At 33.2% G+C, this 15180-nt stretch carries 11 protein-coding genes and 2 pseudogenes; all 13 read right to left on the bottom strand.

What is annotated here, in order from left to right; genetic code table 11:
• Positions 1–456, bottom strand: coding sequence for a GyrI-like domain-containing protein (locus BUA82_RS01230; protein ID WP_073003908.1), 456 nt, complete (start codon positions 454–456; stop codon positions 1–3).
• Between the two features lie 3 nt (positions 457–459).
• Positions 460–1326 carry an AraC family transcriptional regulator gene (locus tag BUA82_RS01225; RefSeq protein WP_073003907.1) on the bottom strand — a complete coding sequence of 289 codons (867 nt, stop codon included), beginning with the start codon at positions 1324–1326 and terminating at the stop codon, positions 460–462.
• 182 nt (positions 1327–1508) lie between these two features.
• Positions 1509–2422: pseudogene (locus tag BUA82_RS01220) on the bottom strand (class I SAM-dependent methyltransferase).
• A 629-nt stretch (positions 2423–3051) separates the two neighbouring features.
• A pseudogene (locus BUA82_RS01210) lies at positions 3052–3450 on the bottom strand (Imm70 family immunity protein).
• Between the two features lie 128 nt (positions 3451–3578).
• The gene (locus tag BUA82_RS01205) at positions 3579–4067 is read right to left on the bottom strand and encodes a prolyl-tRNA synthetase associated domain-containing protein (protein WP_073003906.1); all 489 of its coding nucleotides are present in this window, start codon (positions 4065–4067) and stop codon (positions 3579–3581) included.
• A 587-nt stretch (positions 4068–4654) separates the two neighbouring features.
• Entirely contained in the window at positions 4655–5656 is a 1002-nt protein-coding gene (locus BUA82_RS01200; protein WP_073003905.1) for a GGGtGRT protein, read from the bottom strand.
• 21 nt (positions 5657–5677) lie between these two features.
• Entirely contained in the window at positions 5678–6370 is a 693-nt protein-coding gene (locus tag BUA82_RS01195) for an iron-sulfur cluster assembly scaffold protein (RefSeq protein ID WP_073003904.1), read from the bottom strand.
• Between the two features lie 324 nt (positions 6371–6694).
• Entirely contained in the window at positions 6695–7111 is a 417-nt protein-coding gene (locus BUA82_RS01190) for a VOC family protein (protein ID WP_073003903.1), read from the bottom strand.
• Positions 7112–7150: 39 nt separating this feature from the next.
• Positions 7151–7594: an SRPBCC family protein gene (locus tag BUA82_RS01185; RefSeq protein ID WP_073003902.1), complete on the bottom strand. Its 444-nt coding sequence runs from the start codon at positions 7592–7594 to the stop codon at positions 7151–7153.
• A 247-nt stretch (positions 7595–7841) separates the two neighbouring features.
• Positions 7842–9785: a vWA domain-containing protein gene (locus BUA82_RS01180; protein WP_073003901.1), complete on the bottom strand. Its 1944-nt coding sequence runs from the start codon at positions 9783–9785 to the stop codon at positions 7842–7844.
• An 11-nt stretch (positions 9786–9796) separates the two neighbouring features.
• Positions 9797–11035 (bottom strand): hypothetical protein, encoded by a 1239-nt coding sequence (locus BUA82_RS01175; RefSeq protein WP_073003900.1) that lies wholly within the window; start codon positions 11033–11035, stop codon positions 9797–9799.
• On the bottom strand, positions 11032–13092 hold the full coding sequence (locus BUA82_RS01170) for a P-loop NTPase family protein (RefSeq protein WP_423230439.1): 2061 nt from the start codon (positions 13090–13092) through the stop codon (positions 11032–11034). The genes BUA82_RS01175 and BUA82_RS01170 overlap by 4 nt, the downstream gene beginning before the upstream one ends.
• 176 nt (positions 13093–13268) lie before the next feature.
• Complete coding sequence (locus BUA82_RS01165) at positions 13269–15062, bottom strand: oleate hydratase (protein ID WP_073005077.1); 1794 nt, start codon at positions 15060–15062, stop codon at positions 13269–13271.
• Positions 15063–15180: the final 118 nt, after the last annotated feature.

Genomic DNA, 15180 nt, shown 5'->3' with positions numbered 1-15180 from the left:
TTAATCCTCCTTGATGGGAAATATAATTTGGGTAATATATCTATCTGGATTTCCTTTTAAAATCATTCCTGGTCCTTTGATAAACACTTCCCTGAATGGCAGCTGTAATTGTAATCCATGTTCAGTAACGTACGTATTTATTGCTTCATAGGCATTATATATGGTTTCGTAAGGGCCAATATGTGTAACACAAACAGCCTTGATACGCGGCATTTCTTTTACTTCAATCCCATTTCCACTAGGAACTTCTGCTGTGGGCACACATAACTCCATTTCACCCATTTTGGTTTCTTGGTTCATTACAATGTAGCTTATGAATGGTGCTCCATTTGTTTTCCCACGGATAGACTTAAAAACATTGGGAAAAACTTTGTTTGATCCGGTTGCAATTCCGTTGTACCTAATATATGCAACACGTATTGGTTCAATATCTCTTATCTCAATCTGATATTCCATAAATCAATTCTCCTTTTCATTTTTCACTCCAATCCATACTTCGGAATGACCGGCTTGTGGGCTTCCTTTGCAAATTGGATATACCTCAATATCTGGCAGCTCTGCATAGGTATATCCAGAAAAAGGTAACCATTCAGTAAGAAAGCGTTTGAAGATACTTTGCACTGACTCTTTGAAATGTCCCTCACTTTCAAAAATCACCCATGTTGCAGCGGGTATTTCATATTCCAACATTTCCTCAGGTATGGGCTTATCCGTTGCAGATGCTATATAATAATAAACCTCTCCGTATTTCTCATAAGCAGTAATCCCTAACACCCCATGGGGGGATTGATTTGACAACTGGCAGATCTCCGAAAACTTACTATCTTGTAGAACTTCACTCCAAAAAGCAGGAACAAGTTTTTGATTTTTCTCCATATCTTCTGTTAAAGGAATACGGATGCCAACAATTCGCATAGCTTCTTTTTCTTCAACTCTATACTTCATAGCACTACCTCCTGTAATTTGTACTGAAAATTTGATTGGAAGATAAGCATTAAGCGCACTTCCTTGGTTCTTTGCAGCAACTGGAGAAATTCCATGGACATTTTGGAATGCACGATTAAATGATGTTGGGGAAGAGTAGCCATATTTCAGAGCTATATCTAATACTTTTGCATCCGTAGACTGTAACTCAAACGCAGCCTGTGTCATTCTTCGACGACGTATATAATCCGACAACGAAATACCCGCTACATAGGAAAACATTCGCTGAAAATAATAGGTTGAACAACAGGCAATTTTAGCGGCTTCCTCATAGGAAATCTCACTGTCCAGATTGCATTCTATGTAGTCTATAGCATTGCTTAATTTTTTCAACCACTCCATTCCTTTACCTCCTCTCCTATAAAGAGCATAATACATTAAGGGTTTTTATTCCTCGCTTTTGATGTCCTCTTTTGTAAACTATATTTTATCATTACACTATCATATTAAAATTTTCATATCAAAAAGTATATCTCCATCACCTACTGCTATGTATTTCATCGGCTAGTTTTAGAGTAAAATTCTCATTTTCTTACTGCCAAACAATAGTTTACATTATCAAAAGCTGTCATTGGATGGTGGGGATTTGCTTTGTTGTAATGGTGGAAATATTGCTTGGTTATTTCACTGGGTTCTAAATGCTCATATATTAGAAAGCCACAATTTGAAAGCAAACTTTCCATCTCTTCATAGGAATAGCTTGCAAGCATAGCCTCCTTTGCTCCTCCTGCTAGAATTGCTTGTTTTTTGCCCGTTCTCCTGCTTTTTCGGTATAGGTGTCTTGGTCTGGATAATCAAAAACAAGGGAACTACCTTTTGGAACCATTTCTCCCATTACGGAAATCATTTCTGTAAATACTTGCTTTGAAAGATAGTAGGATAGACCCAGTAAGCTGCAAAAACTGATCTTACTTTTATCAAAATTTGCATTACCCATTAAAGCAGTTTGCCACATTTCTTTTGTAAAGTCAGCTTCAACATAATCAATGTTGTTTGGCGGCAATATACCACTTTTAGCTAATCTTGCTTGTTTATCTTTTGCAGTAGCAGGATGGTCAATCTCAAAAATTTGAAGCCTATTTGCCCAGTACGGTTGACGATATGCGAAAGTATCATACCCTGCTGCAAAAATCAAATACTGCATTGCTCCAATAGATACCGCAGTTTTCAGTACTTTTTCAGTAAATGCTGCTCTCCCAAGGGGAGATGGTGACAACTGATTGTCTACTATCCATCGCAATGCTTCATTTTCACTTCCTACGAAGGATGGGTTAAAAAACATAATTTCACCGGACATACTTTTTGCTATTTCATTGTACTCTGATTCAGACAAGAGCAATTTCGCAATACTGTCATTAAAAATTTTCATATCATTGTTTTCTGAATGGTATGCCCTAGAAAACGCACTTACCAGGGCAGTCATACTTTTTCTTTCCATTGTTAATCACCTCACTATACTTAATACACCCTAAACAACTGAAGAACAAGACTTGAATTTTTTTCCATTTTGTGGTATAGTAAGTATATAAAATTGAGTTTGATTCTTAAAATTTCACACAATTTACTGAAATATTTTTTTCGCTATGTTTATGTATTCATTCCAATATAATATTACTCTAGGAAAATTAAAAAGGCTGAGCAGCTAATGAAAGGTGAAACCCTTCATGGCTACTCAGCCTTAATTAAATTTCATTGTTATCCCACAAGGATGTTGTACATAAACAATAAAGTCGTGTTAAAATCTCCACCTCTCACCCCCACTTGAAACTATCTCTACTCCTATACAGTGTTTTTTATCCTACTATCGGTATTTTATTTATTCTTCACCATTGGGTAGATTATGTTACTAAATATTCTCATTACACAGACTAATGCTTGTATATTAGTTTTACCTTCTGAAACTTTTCTCTTGTAGTATTTTAGTAAAACTGATTTCTAGGAGTTTCTCTGGATGAAACTTGAATCTTTTGAACTGCTAGGAAATAGAACACTCCGTAGGATTCTATATTAACTTGTTTACTCTTCTTGTCTTTTACTTTACCTGCTGAGCTATTGTTTATTAAGCATTTAGATATTCACTATTTCAATATCTACTTTTTCTGACATAGAATCATTTAGTGCCATTAAAATTATACTTATCAAATCTCTACCATCACTAGTTATGAAATAATTAGATAAATCAGTAATATCACTACTTATATTATTTTCCCACGGTAGTTCCTTGCTTATGTCTTCAATATCCCATACTACATACTCTGGACTAAATTTTTTTAATTCTTCCTTAATTATTTTTAATTCTTCAATTGCTTCACTAGCATTTTCCCAACTTAATTTACCTTAATATAATTCATTCATTAACATTGGATATTTGCTTCCCCATTTATTCCCTTCTAAATTATAGCTTATTGTTGAAAAGAATGCGTGTATTATATCTATTAACTTTATTAAATCATTATAACTATCCAAACTATCCCTCCTTAATAAAAAATTATCGCATACTCATTTCTGAATAATGCGATATTCTAATATGTTATTTATTTTCACCCTAATAATATACGAATAAGAAACTCATTAGCAAACCGAAATTTAAAGTCTTAAATATCTATAAACTCTACAGAATTACCATGCTGCTTAATCATCTTCACCAAATCTACTACATTAACCCATATTGTTGCTGTATTTTCATTTGGGTGAATCCCTATAATACTTTCATTAAATGTCTTATCTAGTATTACCTTTACTTTTCGCTCATCATCATTAATTATACCCAAGGGTGTTACAGAACCCTTAGAAAGTCCTAAAATAGAATTTAAATCATTTTCAGAAGCAAAGCTAAGAGGCCTTGAACAAATTTTTTCTTTTAACTTTTTTAAGTTAACTTTCTTTTCTTGGCGGATAACCAATAAATAATAATTACGTTTTTTATCATCTCTAACAAATAGATTCTTTGCTATAACATCAGTATCAGGTAAGTTAAGTTCCATCATATCATCAATAGTATATACTTCCTTATGCTCAATAAATTTAAATTTAATCTCCATTCTATTTAAGAAATCATAAACTTCTTTGGACTTTTTTGACATTTTCGTATGCCTCCATTCATCTCAACATATGAAATTTGTTATTGTTTCATTTCACATTCAATTCCAAGCTTTTCTATATTTTTAAATAAATTATAACATATTTTATAAATACCGCATTATTCAGTTTTCAAAGATCAAATTTTATTAACTAGTTCGTAACATAATCATATTCCGACTTAAACTACTTTTGATGATACTCACCATATTTCTCCCACCCATAAAGCATAAACTCTATATTGAGATCTTCATATTCTTCACATTCAAATGTAACTATATGCTTTTTATAATCTTTCCAGGTAAGGTATCATAACAGATTTTATTTTTACACTTGCCAAGGAAATTGATATGAATGAATATATTCTTAAATTGATTGTAGGTCACGCAATTGAAGATACAACAGAAAAAGTTTATACTCATAGAACAATAGAACAACTAAGGAAAGAGATTGAAAAAATAAAATAATTTTTTTATTAAAATTTGTGTATTACGAGTGTGTATTACTTGTGTATTATCAGTGAGTTTTTATATGTTTCTATAAAGCTTTAAAAAATAAAAACCTCTGATAAATCAGAGGTTTAGGGGTATTCTTATTTATTCATTGCTTCTTCTACAGCAACAGCTACTGCCACAGAAGCTCCTACCATTGGGTTGTTACCCATGCCTATAAGTCCCATCATTTCAACGTGAGCTGGAACTGATGATGAACCTGCAAATTGAGCATCTGAGTGCATTCTTCCCATAGTATCTGTCATACCGTAAGAAGCTGGACCTGCTGCCATGTTGTCTGGGTGAAGAGTTCTTCCAGTACCACCACCGGATGCTACTGAGAAGTACTTCTTACCTAATTCAACACATTCTTTTTTATAAGTTCCTGCTACTGGATGTTGGAATCTTGTTGGGTTAGTTGAGTTACCAGTGATAGATACATCAACGCCCTCTTTGTGCATTATAGCAACTCCCTCTCTAACATCATCTGCGCCGTAGCATTTAACCTTAGCTCTTGGACCTTTTGAGAAAGGAACTTCTCTTACTACTTCTAATTTTCCTGTATAATAATCAAATTTTGTTTCAACATATGTGAATCCGTTTATTCTTGAAATTACGTAAGCAGCATCTTTTCCAAGACCATTTAGTATAACTCTTAATGGCTCTTTTCTAACTCTGTTAGCTTTTTCAGCTATTTTTATAGCTCCTTCAGCAGCAGCAAAGGATTCATGTCCTGCTAAAAATGCAAAACATTTAGTTTCATCTCTTAGAAGCATAGCTGCTAAGTTTCCATGCCCTATACCAACTTTTCTATCATCTGCAACAGATCCTGGAATACAGAAAGCTTGTAAGCCTTCTCCTAAAGCTTCTGCTGCTTCTGCAGCCTTTTTACAGTCTTTCTTTATAGCTATTGCTGCTCCTAATATGTAAGCCCAACAAGCATTTTCAAAGCATATTGTCTGAGTTGATTTAACTATGTTATAAACATCTATTCCTTTTTCATCACATACAGCTTTAGCTTCTTCTATAGTTTTCATTCCGTACTTTTCAAGTACAGGTGTTATTTGATTAATTCTTCTTTCATAACTTTCAAATAATGCCATTTCACTCGTCCTCCTTATATATTATTCATGCCTTGGATCAATAACTTTTGCAGCTTCATCGAATCTACCATATTGACCTGTAGCTTTTTCTTTTGCTTCGTTAGCATCCATGCCTTTTCCTATCATTTCCATCATTTTTCCAAGGTGAACGAATTTATATCCTATAACTTCATTGTTTTCATCTAAAGCTATGTTTGTAACATATCCTTCAGCCATTTCTAGGAATCTAGTTCCCTTAGCCTTTGTTCCATACATTGTACCAACTTGGCTTCTTAATCCTTTTCCTAAATCTTCAAGACCTGCTCCTATAGGTAGTCCACCTTCTGAGAAAGCTGTTTGAGTTCTTCCATATACTATTTGTAAGAATAGCTCTCTCATTGCTGTATTTATAGCATCACAAACTAAATCTGTATTTAATGCTTCAAGTATAGTTTTTCCTGGAAGTATTTCTGATGCCATAGCTGCTGAGTGAGTCATTCCGGAACATCCTATTGTTTCAACTAAAGCTTCTTCTATAATACCATCTTTAACATTTAGAGTAAGTTTACAAGCACCTTGCTGTGGAGCACACCAACCTACACCATGTGTTAAACCGGAGATATCTTTTATTTCTTTAGCACGAACCCATTTTCCTTCTTCTGGTATTGGAGCTGATGGGTGATTTGCTCCTTTAGTTACGCAGCACATTCTGTCTACTTCTGTTGAATAAATCATATTATATTCTCCCTTCTGTACTTAATACATTGTTTCAATAAATCTTTAGTTAAGAAATTTCTTCTGCAATGGTATGCTTTATACCCATAGGGACTTTTTCGCTCCCACTAAGAACATTAAAAAACTCTAAAGATTAATTATATTTTAACAATCCTACGCATTTATCGCAACAACTATTATAAATCAATTTATTTATTTTTTTAAGTTAAATAATTAACTAATTGTAACTAAAAATACCTTCACCCCTCAGCTACTCAAACAAATATAGTAACTAAGGGGTGAAGGCATTATAAAAAATATTTGCATATAGAATTCTACTTATAACTATTTATTTTCATAACTAAACTGCCATCCTATACCAAACTTATCTATTACAAATCCATAACATTTGCTCCAGAAAGTTTCTTGAAGCTCCATTACTACAGTACCACCCACTTTAAGCTTATTGAATATTACCTTAATTTCATCTATATCACTACTATTAATTACTAAACTTATATTATTTCCAACAACTAAAGACATTCCTGGCAGAATATCTGAAAACATTATTGAGCTATCCTTTATTTTCACCTCAGCATGTAATACTAGATTTTTTTCTTTCTCAGTAAGTGGAGTACCTTCCTTTGATGGCATATCTCCAAACAACATAACTTGAGGCTTTTCACTTCCAAAAACCTCTGCATAAAAATTTACTGCTTCACTACAATTTCCATTAAAATTTATATAAGTCTTTACAGACATTTTAATCACTCCTAATTTTAAACTTAAGGAATATCCTGTTTATACTTTATATAGTTCTCCTTCAGTATATTTTTTAAAGTTATCTAAAATTGCTTGCCAGCCTCCTTGCTGCATCTCAATAGAATGGGTACTTTCAGCTTCAAAAGTTTCAGTTACCTCTGTTTTATTTTCTCCACATACAAAAGTAATTTCAACTTTTCTTCCATCAGCCATAGTGTAAGCTATAAGCTCATATAACTTCACTTCATCATAAATCCCATTAAAATCAAACCCAAAACTGCCATCTTTAGCTTCCATTCTTGAAAGAAATTTACCACCAACTCTTAAATCATTTTCTGCCGCCGTGGTGTGCCAATCCTCTGAAGCATTATTCCACTTTTTTATATGTTCTGGTTCTGTCCAATATTTCCATACTGTTTCTACAGGTGCATTAAGTGTTGTTTTTACGGTTATTGTTTGCTTTCCCTGCTTCTCATCTTTCATATTCTCTTCACCTCTTTAATAATTAATTATTAATGTTTCTTACTGTTATCTTGTTGCTTATATGTTAAATTAACCTAAATTTACCTAACTATTTTTATTATTGAAACTCTTTTTGCTTTTACTTAATCTATATGGTAAAAGTTATTTATATTAATTTTAATATACTATAGCCTATATATCGTGTCAATATTTTTTATTTTCTGATAATTATTATTCATTAATTGTGCATATCTTTTCAATATTGCAGCTAATTATTAAAAATAAACCGCATATTTTTTTCTACTGCTTTTAGAAGTTCTTTAGGCAGCTTTTCTACTTGTTCACCTATGATTACCCCGTGTGTCTGTTTGTATCCTTCATTCCATACGAAGTTAAAGATTTTTTCATTTGCTTCGCTGTTTTTTCCCATTTGAAATGCATACACCTGAACATTTTTTGATAACAATTCTTGTACAGCTTCTTTTGCTGATCCTGGCAAACTTGATGCACCGTCTGTAATTTCGAAGACTATCTTTATTTGTTTTCCTTTTTTCAGTTCCCTTTCCTGTATGGATGTAATTCCATGGGATATTTCTCTAAGGCAGCTTGCATCATCTGTTGATCCATCTGTTGCATCCAGCTTCACTATGGAGCGGATTATATCGCTTTTTTCTTTTTCCTTCACATTTTTATCATTAAATTCTTTGACATTATAATACTTACTGCCAAAAAACCAAGTTTCGCTTAAAACTTCTACTTTTTGATTTAATTGAGCCGCATTGCTTTTCAAATATTCATTAAAATCATCAATTGACAGTAATGTCACCGATAAAGCTTTTCTCGCAGCCTCAATTTTAGCCCCATTCATGGATCCTGAATTGTCTATCACAAAAGAAATCTCTATTCTTTCAGGCAATATATCTGTTCGTGGCTCTAGTAAATATCTATTAAAAATCAGAAGGCTCTTGTAATTTCCCTTTTTTTCAGCTTCTACAAAATCCGGATAAGATTTAACCATGCTATGCACATCTATTTTTCCCTTTATTTGACCATGCTTTTTTACACTTATCTCCTTTTTAGCATCCCCTATGAGCTTTTTCCAAAATTGACGCATTTGTTCTCTTTCAGATTTCATTTTATTTGAATAAAATTGAAACAATTGCTGATCTCCCTGACTGATCCCATAAGCCTCTAAATCTACCTTACCTTGCATCATGTCTTGCACTGTCATACTCATTTGGTCTTGTTCATCTAGCATTTCTTCTAGAATCTTTTCCACTTCTTCCTGTGTAGATTCCAGTGAATCTGGCATTTCATCTTCTTCAGATTGTTCAAAAGGATTTTTGTCTCCCTGTACTTGCTCTTTTTTCTGGGCTTTTGATTTATAAAAATCCATTTCATCAATTTCTTCTTTCCACAATTGTTCAAAAGTTTTATAGATAAAAGAACGGATGAATGGATCTCTTTCTATAATTCCTTCATCATCATTTATCTGCCTGACTAATTGATAATGAATAAAGTCAAAAAAAGGCTCATTGAAAACTTTCCTATGAAAGGGATTTTGAGCACATCCTTGTATTTCAGGCGCTCTTTTATATAATTCAATAATTAATAAACTCTTTGCAAAAGCTCTATGTTTAGGCATCTGAGAAATTGACTCCGTGGTCTTACCTGTTTGTTTCATATATGAAGCAATCCTCTCAAAATTTTCTTCATCCCTGTATATAGGACACAACTGTAAAACTCTCAAAAATGATGCGTACTTATCCAATACATGTAATAGTCCAATAATTTCTCTTGTTACATAATTGGAAATAATTCTGGGTTCATACGCCTGGTCTTTTTCCAGACCTTCTTTTTTTATTCTACCCAGAATATAGCTTGTCATGTGATCAATTTCTTTCTGCCAGTGTTTTTTTCTATTCAAATATTGTTTAGTTTGTTTTTTCCAATCAGGGTATAGGGCTAATTCATAGTAGATATGCCACATTATTTCATTTTCATCTAATTTTCTATCCAAAAAGCTTTGAAGGGGTAAATACAAAACCCCCTTGGAAGGATCTAATAGAAATCTTTCTAATTTTGAATCAGGAATATACATCAAACTAGAATCTCCTGTAAATGTGGCTAAGGAGCGCTGCTCTTTTTGTAAAAATTCTTGGCAATGTTTTTTAGATTCTTCAATTAGAGTTTGTTCATCAAAGTCAAACATTATAATCCCTCCTATTGATACAGTGGCATATCCCGCAAGTCCTTTGGTGTATGGATTCTATCAATGTCTAGAAGCTTTAATTTACCTTCCACATCCATAAGCAAATATTTTAAAATATCCAATTTTAAGACATTTGTAAAAAATACGTCTTTCATTGCCGCCCCTTCATTTAGATACCAATTGCCAAAATTCTCTTCAAATAAATATATGATTCCATCTTCACTTAAAACTATAGCTGTGCCTTTTTTACATTGAACATCAAATAAATTACCCTCTAAATCATTCAATTCTATTTTTACAACTTTTTCATCTTCATATAAAGAAAATATCTTAACGTGTCCATTATTTCCTATTACCATAATAGAATTACTATTACCATTTCCATCCTCTAGCCATGTAATCTGCCTTATTTCATCATCTAGAAAATTAATTTTATCTGCAATATTAAATTGTCTGTTCTCATATTTAATAAAATATAATTCCCCAGTTTTTGTTCCAACTACAAAATAATCTTCATTTATCTTTTCTAGTGTAGTCCAATTTGGAATAGTGCAATATATCTCTTTATGAAAAACCAGACTATAATCATCTTTTTCTTTTATTATTTCTAATAAATTTAACTTTTCCTCTCCATTTTCCACTACAAATAAACCATCATTAATCGCTAAGCATCTTCCAACCCCACTAACTTCGCCATCTGTTTGAAGCCTTTTAACTTTAATGTCTTCGTTAACATCAGGCATTTGATGAAAATTATCGCTTAAGAGCAGGTAGCATCCCCCTCTCACTCCAAAGAGCAATATTTCTTTATCATTTAATTTATACATAAAGGAAATTGTCTCTTTTATTTCTTTAATAGGAGGACTCCATTCAGCTTCAACTTGATTTTCATCAGAAAAATCATCTGCAATATCTATATAAAAAAATTGTACTTTTCCATCTATACTACTTGTAATAAAAAGATTTTTATTAACCTTAAGCGTAGCTTGTAAAAAACTATCAAAGCCATAGACCCCCAATGGTTTTATTGGATTTACTTGCATGGAAGTCTTTTTAATATTATTTGCATAAACCCGGTAATATGGAACTAAATTAGCTAATAACTCTTCTTCCATTTGTGAAAGTTCGTCTAATTGCTCCTGGAAACCATCATCCAAAACTCCATTTATTAAGCATTCATTCAGCTTTTCTCTTAGTTCTTTAACTTGACTTTTAAAATCCTCACCGTCTACTGACAAATTCACTTTCATTTTTCTACTCCATTATCTTCTAAGTATTCAAGTAGCTCTTTTGAATGCTCTAAATGAGATAATTGTCGGTCTAGCACTTGATATTTTTTTGCATCAATTGGCCATGAACCCTCAATATCAGCTCCAAAATTTTCTTTTAGTGCTTCTGGCAAAGTTTTTCTAAGAGTTCCTTCCCCAAATATCAGATGAACTACATCTAAGCAGCTTAAAGCTTCTATGGATGGACGAACATAGCGATACGGACGGGTACGAATTTCTTCGTATGTGGTTGTTGCTTCTCCTATGTCTTTTATCTCAATATTCCATCCTTCTCCTATAGGAAAGAATCCAAAACGCACCGCCTGTGATAGAATATAGTTTTGGTCGTCAGCATAAGTGATGGAACTAATGAAACCATCCCACATAGCTTTGCTTAGATCTTTTTCTTCCCCTTTGTTCCAATCATTTAAAACGTGCAAAATATTACGGATTGATAATACAGATTCTCTAAGCTCCGGTTCATCTATACCAAAATCTTTTTGCACCTCATTATCTTTCCACTTGCCCATAAAGACATTTTGAGTAACCCTGCAAAGCTGAGAAAAACGAAACAATTCTTCTAATGTCCTTTTGGAATCAGGAATATGAACATTTCCATTTTTATCAGCTAATTGAGCTATTATTATCCTAAAAAGCTCATTTTTTTCTGGGCACTGTTGATCTTCTAAGGAACCAGTTATCTTTTGGGGTACATAATTGTACTCAATGGTTACGAAACGTGATTTAAAGGCTGGATTTAGCTCATTTGTTCCTTCATAATTCACCCTTTGAGATGATAGGTTTCCTGTACCAATAAATGCAAATCCAGGTTTAATCAAAACAGGTCCAACTCCTGTGATGTAAGCTGTATTTCCTGCATGACGCTGCAGAATATCGTTCAATGCAATTAAGTTTTGCATGGCAATGGTATTTAATTCGTCTACGATTACAGGGCGGCCTTCTTTTACTGCAAGTAAAATTTCTCTTTCTATTTTTTTAATTGTAGTACCAAAGTTACTATTACTTGCTACCAATAAATCAGAAAAACTCTTCCATATTTGAATCTTAAGCTGCAACTGTTCTTCATCAGTGATCTGATCCAGTCTTTCTTTATGCTCATCCATCCACTCATAAAAATCTCCTATGATCATATTCAGATAATCCCTATAGGAGCCTTGGGAGAAACTATGTTCCAGAGACAAAGTTTTCTCTACAAACATATCTTCGTAGGTTAAATTGTGTGAGCCGGATATAAATAGCGGCTGTAAAGCTTCTATTTCCTCTTTACTTCCATTAATTAATATATTTTTGTAGTAGAGCTTTCTTTCCTCATTAAATTCTCTAAATTTTTCAATGGCATCTTTCTCTGTGGCATTTGGATTTTCAGAAAACCAATGCTCCATTTTCCCTTCTAATTCTGCTTGTATTTTATTTTGTATGGTGAAATCCATGGCTGCTTCAGTTGCTAATTGTGTTTTACCACTTCCTAAATGCCCTACGATATATACAGGAACACCTAAATTCAAGGAATCTATCACTTTTTGTTTTGCTTTAACTACATAAGGTACAGTTACCAAACGCTGTTGATGCTGGGTTTCTATATCACTTATCAATTGACGTTTATAATAACATTCCCATGCTTCCGGAGAGCTTTCTAATATTATCTCTAACTCTCTCTCCAATTTTTCTATGCCATCGACTCTATATCTTGTAGCTGAATTACTCCCATAGTGACTGTAATTATTGCTTTCGCTATTCACTCTTCTTTCCCAGCGAAGAAAAAACTTTTCATATTCCATTAAATTTTCAATTTCTTGGATCTTTTTGCCCTTGTTTTCTAATTCTTGTTCTACATAAGCTTTATATTTTTCATAATAAACATTATTTTTTTTAGAATCAGAAGGAATTTTCACATCCTCTTCTTCAAATTTTCGAAAAGCTTTAAAAAAGGATCCCTGCTCACTTATTTTTTTGTTATTTTCCAATTCCGATGATTTTAAGGCTTCTCTACGCAAGTCATCTTCATACCAACATTGCATTTCTTCTATTGTAGGAATATAAACTTGCTTAAGATTTTTTTCTTTTTTCACAGAAGCTTCCTCCTTTGAGTGATATCTGTTATAGTGCCAGCGTATTATGATAAATGGGTATAAATTAAAATCCCGATTTTTTTCAAATTCGGGATTTTAAATAAATTATTTAATTCTAAGTGCCATTAAATAATTCCATATTCTTTCAATAATCGTTCAATATCTGTTCCTGCTAATTGTTTTACAATTTTACGTCTAGTAAGTGGTGGCAGATCAATTTTTGGTTTTTCTCCATCTAATAAACTTACACCTGCATTTAATAAGTAACGGATATCGTATCTGGAAGCAAACACCTCAGGAACTCCTTTTTCAACTCCGGTTAAAACATATACTGCTTCCATAGCTGTACGTCCTGAATATTCAATAGTAAATACAGTATCACGTCCTGGATCATCCAAGGTTTCAGCAAATTGTCCTAAGAAAGCAAAGTTTACTGCATTCTTTGGTACAACATAAGGACGGTCTCCAAATTCACGAGGCATAAACATAGATGTAATAAATGGCATCATAACAGGAATTGCAGTGCAGCTTTCTGCTAATTCTTCTATTTCATCTGTAGGAACACCTATATGATATAACCATTCTTTTGTGATTTCCTTACCAGTACAATTTCTCATAGATTTTTTAATATAGTCTCCAGGAACATCAGAGAATAAACCATATACCCAAACCACAACGTCTTTTTCAGGTTGTCCATAATATTGTTCTTGACGGTTTATGGTCCAGCTCATAAGCCATGAAGAGTCAACAGCTGTAACTATGCCGCCTGTTACAGTGCGTCCGCCATATGGGGAACGTTTTGTGATCTTTTCAATGTACTTAGGAACACGTTCATCATGGCAAGTTACTGTACAAGACTCCCAATTAGATTTTTCTGTATCTGTACAGAACTTATCTGGATTTCCAAATTCATCGGATTGGGCAGCTATGTTTTTCCACAGTCTCCAACATCCACCTAGTTCCTTGTTAAATGGAGCAGAAGTATTGTCATCACCATACCCAGAACCTTCAGTCATGGATCCATTAGTGATAAATACTAAGTCATTTTCTGTTAAGTCAATGGAAATATCCTTTTCATTCTTATCTTTTGCAACTATTTTCTTTGCAACCTTTTTATCGTTTGAAATTGAGAACTCAACGTTATCCACATTGACTCCATATTCAAATTTAGCACCGTGATCTTCCAAGTATTTAACCATAGGTTTTACAAAGGAAGTGAATTGATCATGTCTTGAAAATTGTAAAGCTGAAAGATTTGTCAATCCGCCAACATGGTGGATGAAACGGTTCATATATAATTTCATCTCTAGGGCACTATGCCAGTTTTCAAAAGCGAACATTGTTCTCCATAATGTCCAAAAATCAGAGTTTAAAAGCTCTTCAGAAAAAATATCTTCTATAGCTTTATTTTGAAGCTCTTCATCTGTCATGCTGGTAAAAGCAGCTAATTCCTTTGCCAAGTCTTGACCCAAATTAAATTTCCCATTGTCATAACGTTCCCCTTGGTTTTTAGTAATACGACAATTGCTAAAGTTTGGATCATCATAGTTTGTATAATAAAAATGGTCTAATACAGTCATACTAGGATCTTCTGTGGATGGTAATGAACTAAACAAGCTCCATAAAACCTCAAAATGATGTCCCATTTCACGTCCACCACGTGCTACATAACCCATATTTTCACGAATAGCACCATCCAAGGATCCACCAGGGATGTCTAATTGCTCTAGAAAAGTGATCTTGCTTCCATCCATATGGGCATCACGAATCAAAAAACAGCCAGCAGCTAAAGCACCAATTCCTGTACCTATTAAGTAAGCTTTTTTATCATCGATTCCCTTAGGCTTTCTTGCATTTACTAAAGCATGATAACTTCCATTGGTAAGTGTAAGCCTATCATCATGTGTTTTTATTTTCATTTTTTCTCCCTCTTTCCCAATTATTAATAGTTTTCTAAATCCTACTATTGTGTTTAGATATCTTTTTATTAACCTTGTTAATATAACTAGGTGGTACAAAATATAATAAATCCACCTT

It is taken from the genome of Clostridium amylolyticum (assembly GCF_900142075.1).
Lineage (GTDB): Bacteria > Bacillota > Clostridia > Clostridiales > Clostridiaceae > Clostridium_AA > Clostridium_AA amylolyticum.
This window is presented reverse-complemented; position numbering and strand designations above follow the sequence as displayed.

Excerpts from the sequence above, each read along its gene's own strand:
- BUA82_RS01230 (WP_073003908.1), bottom strand. The coding sequence starts at position 456 with ATGGAATATCAGATTGAGATAAGAGATATTGAACCAATACGTGTTGCA.
- BUA82_RS01225 (WP_073003907.1), bottom strand. The coding sequence starts at position 1,326 with ATGGAGTGGTTGAAAAAATTAAGCAATGCTATAGACTACATAGAATGC.
- BUA82_RS01205 (WP_073003906.1), bottom strand. The coding sequence starts at position 4,067 with ATGTCAAAAAAGTCCAAAGAAGTTTATGATTTCTTAAATAGAATGGAG.
- BUA82_RS01200 (WP_073003905.1), bottom strand. The coding sequence starts at position 5,656 with ATGGCATTATTTGAAAGTTATGAAAGAAGAATTAATCAAATAACACCT.
- BUA82_RS01195 (WP_073003904.1), bottom strand. The coding sequence starts at position 6,370 with ATGATTTATTCAACAGAAGTAGACAGAATGTGCTGCGTAACTAAAGGA.
- BUA82_RS01190 (WP_073003903.1), bottom strand. The coding sequence starts at position 7,111 with ATGTCTGTAAAGACTTATATAAATTTTAATGGAAATTGTAGTGAAGCA.
- BUA82_RS01185 (WP_073003902.1), bottom strand. The coding sequence starts at position 7,594 with ATGAAAGATGAGAAGCAGGGAAAGCAAACAATAACCGTAAAAACAACA.
- BUA82_RS01180 (WP_073003901.1), bottom strand. The coding sequence starts at position 9,785 with ATGTTTGACTTTGATGAACAAACTCTAATTGAAGAATCTAAAAAACAT.
- BUA82_RS01175 (WP_073003900.1), bottom strand. The coding sequence starts at position 11,035 with ATGAAAGTGAATTTGTCAGTAGACGGTGAGGATTTTAAAAGTCAAGTT.
- BUA82_RS01170 (WP_423230439.1), bottom strand. The coding sequence starts at position 13,092 with ATGCAATGTTGGTATGAAGATGACTTGCGTAGAGAAGCCTTAAAATCA.
- BUA82_RS01165 (WP_073005077.1), bottom strand. The coding sequence starts at position 15,062 with ATGAAAATAAAAACACATGATGATAGGCTTACACTTACCAATGGAAGT.